Source organism: Dietzia sp. 111N12-1 (assembly GCF_001658045.1).
GTDB lineage: Bacteria > Actinomycetota > Actinomycetes > Mycobacteriales > Mycobacteriaceae > Dietzia > Dietzia kunjamensis.
In genome coordinates this window covers 1-6,991 of record NZ_LSSV01000061.1, presented here as the reverse complement: position 1 = coordinate 6,991, position 6,991 = coordinate 1, and the positions used below count along the sequence as shown (strand labels likewise).

7 protein-coding genes are annotated in these 6,991 nt (G+C 66.7%); 1 reads left to right on the top strand and 6 read right to left on the bottom strand.

The features are described from left to right. A partial coding sequence (locus AYO52_RS14105; protein ID WP_067718659.1) for an ATP-binding protein occupies nucleotides 1–672 on the bottom strand: 672 nt, incomplete at its 3' end. Continuing rightward, nucleotides 669–2,249: an IS21 family transposase gene (gene istA / locus AYO52_RS14100; RefSeq protein WP_067718656.1), complete on the bottom strand. Its 1,581-nt coding sequence runs from the start codon at nucleotides 2,247–2,249 to the stop codon at nucleotides 669–671. The genes istA and AYO52_RS14105, both read right to left, overlap by 4 nt. A 230-nt stretch (nucleotides 2,250–2,479) precedes the next feature. On the opposite strand from istA, the gene AYO52_RS19290 reads away from it, so the two are divergent. Further along, on the top strand, nucleotides 2,480–2,962 hold the full coding sequence (locus AYO52_RS19290; protein ID WP_067718653.1) for a hypothetical protein: 483 nt from the start codon (nucleotides 2,480–2,482) through the stop codon (nucleotides 2,960–2,962). 181 nt (nucleotides 2,963–3,143) lie between these two features. Here the strand turns inward: AYO52_RS19290 and AYO52_RS14090 are convergent, their stop codons facing one another. The 4 genes from AYO52_RS14090 to AYO52_RS14075 all read right to left on the bottom strand — a co-directional run bounded on the left by AYO52_RS14090 (nucleotide 3,144) and on the right by AYO52_RS14075 (nucleotide 6,428). Continuing rightward, nucleotides 3,144–3,791, bottom strand: a complete 648-nt coding sequence (locus AYO52_RS14090) for a vitamin K epoxide reductase family protein (RefSeq protein WP_067718650.1) — start codon at nucleotides 3,789–3,791, stop codon at nucleotides 3,144–3,146. Next, entirely contained in the window at nucleotides 3,775–4,443 is a 669-nt protein-coding gene (locus AYO52_RS14085) for a thioredoxin domain-containing protein (protein ID WP_241261793.1), read from the bottom strand. Before AYO52_RS14085 ends, AYO52_RS14090 begins: the two co-directional genes overlap by 17 nt. A 155-nt stretch (nucleotides 4,444–4,598) precedes the next feature. After that, nucleotides 4,599–5,855 (bottom strand): Dyp-type peroxidase, encoded by a 1,257-nt coding sequence (locus AYO52_RS14080; RefSeq protein WP_067718647.1) that lies wholly within the window; start codon nucleotides 5,853–5,855, stop codon nucleotides 4,599–4,601. A gap of 6 nt (nucleotides 5,856–5,861) precedes the next feature. After that, nucleotides 5,862–6,428 carry a copper chaperone PCu(A)C gene (locus tag AYO52_RS14075; RefSeq protein ID WP_253702180.1) on the bottom strand — a complete coding sequence of 189 codons (567 nt, stop codon included), beginning with the start codon at nucleotides 6,426–6,428 and terminating at the stop codon, nucleotides 5,862–5,864. Nucleotides 6,429–6,991 lie beyond the last annotated feature (563 nt).

Sequence of the window (6,991 nt, the reverse complement as noted above, 5' to 3'; positions counted from 1 at the left end):
GGTGCCCCATTCGCTGAACGGAGCGTTGGAGGCGCAGGCGATGGAGGCTCGTTCCTCTCGCGCGGTGATGATCTGGAAGAGGAGTTCGGCCCCACGTGGGTCGAGGTGGACGTAGCCGACCTCGTCGAGGCACAGCAGGTCCAGTCGGGCGTAGCGGCCGACCACGCGGGACAGTTGCTTGTCGTCGGCGGCTTCGACGAGCTCGTTTACCAGGGCCGCGGTGGTGATATACCGGACTCGGCGTCCTTGCTCGGCTGCCGCGGTACCCAGGGCGATGAGCAGGTGGGTTTTGCCGGTTCCGGAGTCGCCGAGCAGGACCAGTGGTTCTCCGGCGTCGATCCACGCCCCGCCGGCCAGGTGCGCCAACGTTGCTGGTGGTAGGTCGGGCAGGCGGGCGGGATCGAAGTCGGCGAGCCGTTTGGTGCGCGGGAACTTGGCCTCGTTGACCCTGCGCATCCGTCGGCGGGCATCGCGTTCGTCGCACTCGGCCGACAGCATCTCGGCCAAGAACGCCTTGTGGGTCAGACGCTGCTTGGCGGCCGCCTCGGCCATGGGTATCGCCTGGTCACGGATGGTGGGTAGGCACAGGGTCTTGGCTGCGGCACCAATGGCGGCTTCGGCGGCCGCGTCGGTCAGCGCAGTCATCGCCGGCGGGGTCTTGCTACTGCTCATGCGATGGCCTCCTCGAGCTGGCGCCCGCTTGAGGTCAGGAGTTGGTCGTAACCGGCCAGCGACGGGGCGGGCCTCTGATCGGCGGCCGCCGGAGCGGCCGTGGTCGGCAGTGCGATCGGCGGGGTGGCGGCCCGCCCGGTGGTGGCCCGGCGGGCGTGCACGGCGACCAGATCGGCATCGAACACCTCGTCGGCCACAGCGGCGGCCATCCCGGCGGCCACCGCCGAGGCGCTCATGGTGCGATGCAGCAGCAGGACCCCGATCAGGGCGCGGGTGCCGGCGCCGTCGCCCAACGCTTTGCGGGCGGCGGTCCAGAATCGCTGGTGGTTGGCGGTGAACGCCCCCGACGCTTTAGCGCTGGCCAGGGCGGTCGACCCGGCCAGGGCGCCGGGCTTGCGCACCAGCACCTCCAGGTAGTGGTCCAGGACCAGGTCTTCGGTGCCCTTGTGCAGTGAGCGGGTGTGCTGCGCGATGACCTTGCCGTGGGCGGCCGGGTCGAGCACGAGGATGCGCGTGGCGCCCAGGCGGACCTCGAGACGACGCCCGACGTGACGTGCGGGCACCGAGTAGTAGGACTGGCGCACGCACACTCGCGCTTTGGCATCGACCCGGCACGACAGGACGGCGTCCACATCGAAGACCTCGGCCGGTAGCGGCCGCAGCAGCGGCAGTTCCCGGGCCGCGGCCGCGCCGACGGTCTCGGCCCGGGCCCCGATACGCCGGGCATCATCGCGGGCATCGGCGGCGGCGATCAGCTCATTGAGCTCGGCCAGGGAGTCCACTTTCGGGACCGGGGTCAGGTGCCGGCGCCGGAACCGGCCGATCTCGCCCTCGACGCCGCCTTTCTCGTGGGCGCCGTCCTTGCCAGGGATGCAGTAGAACGAATCGAATCCGTAGTGCGAGCGCAACGCCACGAAGCGGGGGTGCTCGAACCGGTCCCGACCGAGCGCGACCCTGGTCACGGCGGGTTTGAGGTTGTCGTAGCGGATCATCCCCACCGGTACCCCGCCGAAGGCGGCGAACGCTCGGACGTGGCCGTCGAAGAACGATTCCTGGGCCTGGTTGGCGTAGGCGAAGTGGAACGCCTTGCCCGAGTGCGACAGGCGCATGCAGAACATGAATATCTTCATCACCACCCCGGCAATCGTGGCGGTGAATTCGCCGAAGTCGACCTCGGCCTCCTCGGCCGGCGGGTGGGTCTGCGGCACCATCACCTCTCTCGGGCCGCTGATCTCGGCACGGAGTGTGGCCACCAGGTTGCGCACGCTCGACTCGGCCACCTCCACTCCTTCCTCCTCCATCAGGCGCTGCCACACGCGGCGAGCGGTATGACGCTGCTTGCGAGGCGCTGTGAGGTCCTCGGTCAACCAGCGCCGGATCGTCGCCTCATGCGGGCCCAGTACCGGCGCGGTGCGTTGCGGGGTCTTACGTGGTGGCGGCACCGCATCGGCCAGCGCCGCGCGCACCGTGCGGCGGTGCACCTTGTGCCTCTCGGCGAGGGCCCGGATGGACAGGCCTTCGTCTCGGGCGTCTCGTCGGATACGTTCGAACTGCTCCACTCTCGATCTCTCCTTCAACCCCTTGCCTCTCGTGAACGTCTTTGGTCGGACGACACGAAACTTAGGGTCTGGTTGATCGAGGGTGGGGCCATTTCAGAGCAGCACTACGCCTCCAAGTGGGGCCAATTCAGACTGGCACACTCAGTCATCAATACCGTCGGACCAACACTTCCTGGGACCGACGGANGGGGCCAATTCAGACTGGCACACTCACTCCCGCCCAACCCATCGTTCTGCACGATTGGAACATGGTGCGCAACATCGACCCCCCCGTCATCGGGGACCTCCTCGGCACCGACCTGTCGCCCTATTATCTCCAGCTCGCCGGTGGGCAGCCCGGGTCTTTGGAACCGATGCCACTGCCGTCCACCGAGTCAGGACCGTACTTGTCGTACGGCATGCAGTGGATGGCCTTCGGGGTCCTCGCTCCCATCGGCCTGGGCTACTTCGTGTGGAGCGAGATACGTCAGCGCCGTCGTCTGGACGACGAGGACAACGATGCCGCCGCGGCGCGGCCACGCAAGGGCGGGAACCGGGCAGCAGGTCCCGGGCAGGACACCACAGCGTCGCAGGCCCCGTCGGGCCCTCCCGCGGCCACGGTTGGAGACGATGGTCCATCGGACGAGGCCGCGGACTCAGACCGGCTCGTAGCGGCGGCCATGCGTGATCGCTACGGTGACCGGTTCGCATCCGAGTATCGACGCAGCTCGCGTGGAGGCAACCGCGCCTGATCGTCTGCGACAGCAGTCGATAGCTGTACGAGGAGTTGGACAGCGGGCGGGGGACCGGGTCCGAGAGCCATCCGGCGTGCGCTGCTTTGATCTGGGAGCGCCTGCGCAGACTGCGGTGTGCCGCCCCCGAGTGAGCCGAGGACTGACTCGCGGAACGCGATCTGCTGTTCGGCGAGCGTTTCTAGACGAGGGTGGTCCAGTAGTCCCAGAAACGGTGCGTGATGAGCAGCAGAACAAGTAGGTACCAGGCGGTAAGTATCGCGCCCCGGTATTCGGTAACTACGGCGATGAGGCGCGCAAGACCCGCCGTACCGCTGCGGCGTAGTAGCTGAAGATTGCACAGGGTGCAGTACCAGAAGATCGGTATGGTCACCGCCCAGACGATCATGCAGTACGGGCACAGGGCACCGATGCTGTACAAGCTTTGGTAGATGAGCCAGTGGATGAACACCACCGCGAAGGTGACGCCTATTTGGATGCTGGCCCAAAGCCACCGCTGAAATGCTCCCCCGGCTAGGAGCGCGGCACCCAGGGCCGTGGTGGCGGCGAATCCGGCGATGCCGATGATCGGATTGGGGATGCCAAAGGCCTCGGCCTGCGCGGTGGTCATCACCGACCCGCAGGACAGGACGGGGTTGATGCTGCAGGACGGGACGTAGCCCGGGTTCTCGATCAGTGCGATCTTCTCCACCAGGAGCACTACCGCTGCGACCAGGCCGATGAGCCCACCAACGATCAGCACCACCGCGAGCCTGCGGTGGGGGTACTGATCCGGGCCGGCGTTGGTGGAGTGTGCGACCGGGGTGGCTGAGCTATTCGAGGGCAGCATTGATGCTGTTCTCGAGATCGGTGACGCTGGTCGGCTCGAGGCGCTCCCCGTCCAGGAAGAAGGTCGGCGTGCCACTGACCCCGAGGCTCTGACCGTCCTGCTTGCTCTGTTCGATGCGCTCGAGGGTGGCCGGGTCGTTGTATGCGCTCTCGAAGCGCTCCATATCTAACCCCAGTTCCTCGGCATAGCCGAAGAAGGTGTCCATTTGCGGGGTTTGTTGGTGGCCCCACTGCTCGGGAGTGTCAAACAACTTGCGGTACATGGCCTCGAACTGGCCTTGCTCGGCGGCGGCCTCGGCGGCCAGGGCCGCCGCCATAGAGTTGTCGTGCAGGGGCATGTGGCGCACCACGAACGTCACCCGGTCTCCGTACTGCTCGCGGAGGTCCTCAATTGTCGGATAGAGCGCGATGCAGGCTTCGCATTCGAAATCGAGGAACTCAACGAAGACGGCGTCACCGCCCTCAGACAGTCGGGGACTGTCCTCACGCACCAACACTCCGGTGCCCGGACTGTCATCAGGACGTGCCTGCTCGGAGCCGGAATCGTTCCCGGCAGCCAGTAAGGCCACCACCAGGACGATCAGAGCAGTCGTGATCAGCGCTAGCGAGAGTTTCAGATTCTTACTCAACAGATTGTCCGCTTTCCAACTCATGCGTGCCCTGACGTGGTCACTGGATGATAATCGGGCCAGCCGTAGCGATAGCGGTGAGGCGGGGCAACCGGAGCGCGATCGGCCCACGAGACGATGGCCGGACAGGTCCGAATCGAGCGGGTCGGCGACCGCAGCTCCCGGTGGTTGCGTTGCGGCTATCCCTCCAATGCGCTCTCGCCGACGTAGCCGCCCTCGTGGCACCCCGGTGGGATCGCGAAAACGGCGGAGCCGATCGGGACCGTCCAGGTGTTGAGCATGTCCTGCTCTGCCAGTCGCTGCTGGATCGGCACGAACTGGCGTACCGGGTCGGCCTGGTAGGACGCGAACAACAGCCCGGAGTTGCTGATCTGGCCGGGATCCGGGATATCGTCATAGTTGTACGGTCGTCGCAGAATCGTCTCGGCCCGGACCCGTGGCCGGGCCCGGGCGATGTGTGATTCGGTGGGGATGACGGTCAACCCGGTCTGGTCAATCGCCTCGAAGTCAGCGGGGTCGTGTTCTGTGGTACCGGTCAATGGCGCGCCCGAGTCGAGTTTCCGTCCGATCGTGAGCTCACGGGAGCTCCGTTCGATCTCCTCCCAGGTGTCCATCGTCATCCGGATACGACGCAGCACCAGGGAGGTACCGCCCCGCATCCATCGCCGGTCGGCGCCATCGGAGTACAACAACTGGTCGTAGTCGGCATCGGCCGGCGAGGGATTGGCGGTGCCGTCAATCTGCCCGAAGAGGTTGCGTTGTGTCTGCCCGGACGGGTCGGTGCCCACGGCACGACGGAACCCTCGCTGCGCCCACCGCTGAAGGACCGCATCGCGAACACCCGAGGACAGAATCCGGGCCGAGTGGGCGACGGTGAGCGGGTCGTCGGCACAGACCTGCAGCAGCAGATCCCCGCCGGACCACCGGTCCTCGAGCCGGTCGATCTGCGGGAAGTCCGGTAGCGGCTGCAACCACTCCGGGGTGCGGTCTCCAAGACCGATCTTGCCGACCAGCTCCGGGCCGAAGCCGATGGTCACCGTTAACCGGGACGGTCCTTCAGCCAACTCGTGTTGCAGGTCGGCCAGACCGCCGCGCCCCTGCGTGAGCCGGGCCGCGTCCTGCGTCCAGGCTCGTAGTACGCCGATGAGGTCGGTGCGGCGAAGGCCGTCTCGCAAATCGAATGCCACATACGCCGCATGCGCCTGTGGCGCCGTGGTGATGCCGGACTGACGGTCACCATGGAAGGGCTCGGTGGCCGCGCCGACGGCCCGGGAGTTGGCTATCGCGTCGCGATCAGGGGTCCGCGCGGTCGCGGTGCGCCCACCAACTCCCCACCCCGCAGCTCCTCCGGCGACAGCGGCACCACCGGTAAGCGCCGCACCGCCGACCAGGAAGGATCTGCGATTCAACGCCGAGCGGCGGTTACTGTCACCCATTGCCGGTCACTCCCCGCCCTGGTACTGCTCATTGCCCCCCTCGAACGACCGCGCGGAGGCGACGATCTCGCTGCTGTCGCCGTTCTCCAATGTGAGGGTCACGGCGACTTCCTGACCCGTGCGGATCGATTCGTGCACGCCCATCAGCATGATGTGGTTCCCGCCAGGCTCGAAGACAAGCTCTCCGCCTGCCGGGATGACAAAGCCGCCCTCTCGCTCCTGCATCATCGAGCCACCCGCCGCCCCCGAGACGGTCTCGTGCAACTCGGCCTCACCGGAGACCACGGAGGCCACCTCGACCAAGCGGACATCCTCATCGGATTGATTCCGCACGATGCCAAACACCGGTGCCATCGCGCCACCGTCACCGTGCGCTTTCGGGTCAGCAGAACCGGGGTCACCAGTGGCGGCCTCGCCGTGTTCAGTGCCCCCATTGACATCAGTGGCCTTGACCCACGCATCCTCCACCACAATGGGCGCCGCGCCGACGGTCGAGGCTGCGGTCGTCTCCGTCCCGGTCTCGGTGTTCTCCGAGGTGCACCCGGCCAGGCCCAGGGCGACCGCGGCGATCACCGCGACGAAGGGAGTCCTACGCATAGCTCACTCACATCCATGTAACTCCACGCACCTGAACCGCGACCGCCCCTGTTGTCCAAACGGAGCGTCGCACCGGCGTGGATTATTTACGGCGCGTTTCGGGCTGCAACGGCTAGCCAGGACTCTATAATGCCGCGCTTTGGTCCAACCCACCGGCCGTGGGTGGGTTGTAGAAACGACAGAGCCGGCCACCGCACCGGCCGGGTGCGGCCACGTCGGCACCTGAGCAGTCAGGTACGGCCGAACTAGAGGCGAGCGCAACTGCATCGACTGGCTGCCGACCAAGCGGGCTCGGGATCGGCGGAAATGCAGCGGGGATAGCGCTGCCGCCCTGAGCGTGGGTCAGCCACTGTGAGCATCTGTCGCAGAATCTCGGTGTAACTCGGACTCGTCTCGCGGTCGGCACGCAAGACCTGACGTCACCAGCTCCCACCTCAACCACTCGACTGATCCGGGCAGGCCGCGCAGGCCGCGCAGGTCGCGCAGGTCGGCGAAAGCGGTGCTCTGATGGGGGCGCTAGTGTCGCGTTTCTGAAGTTG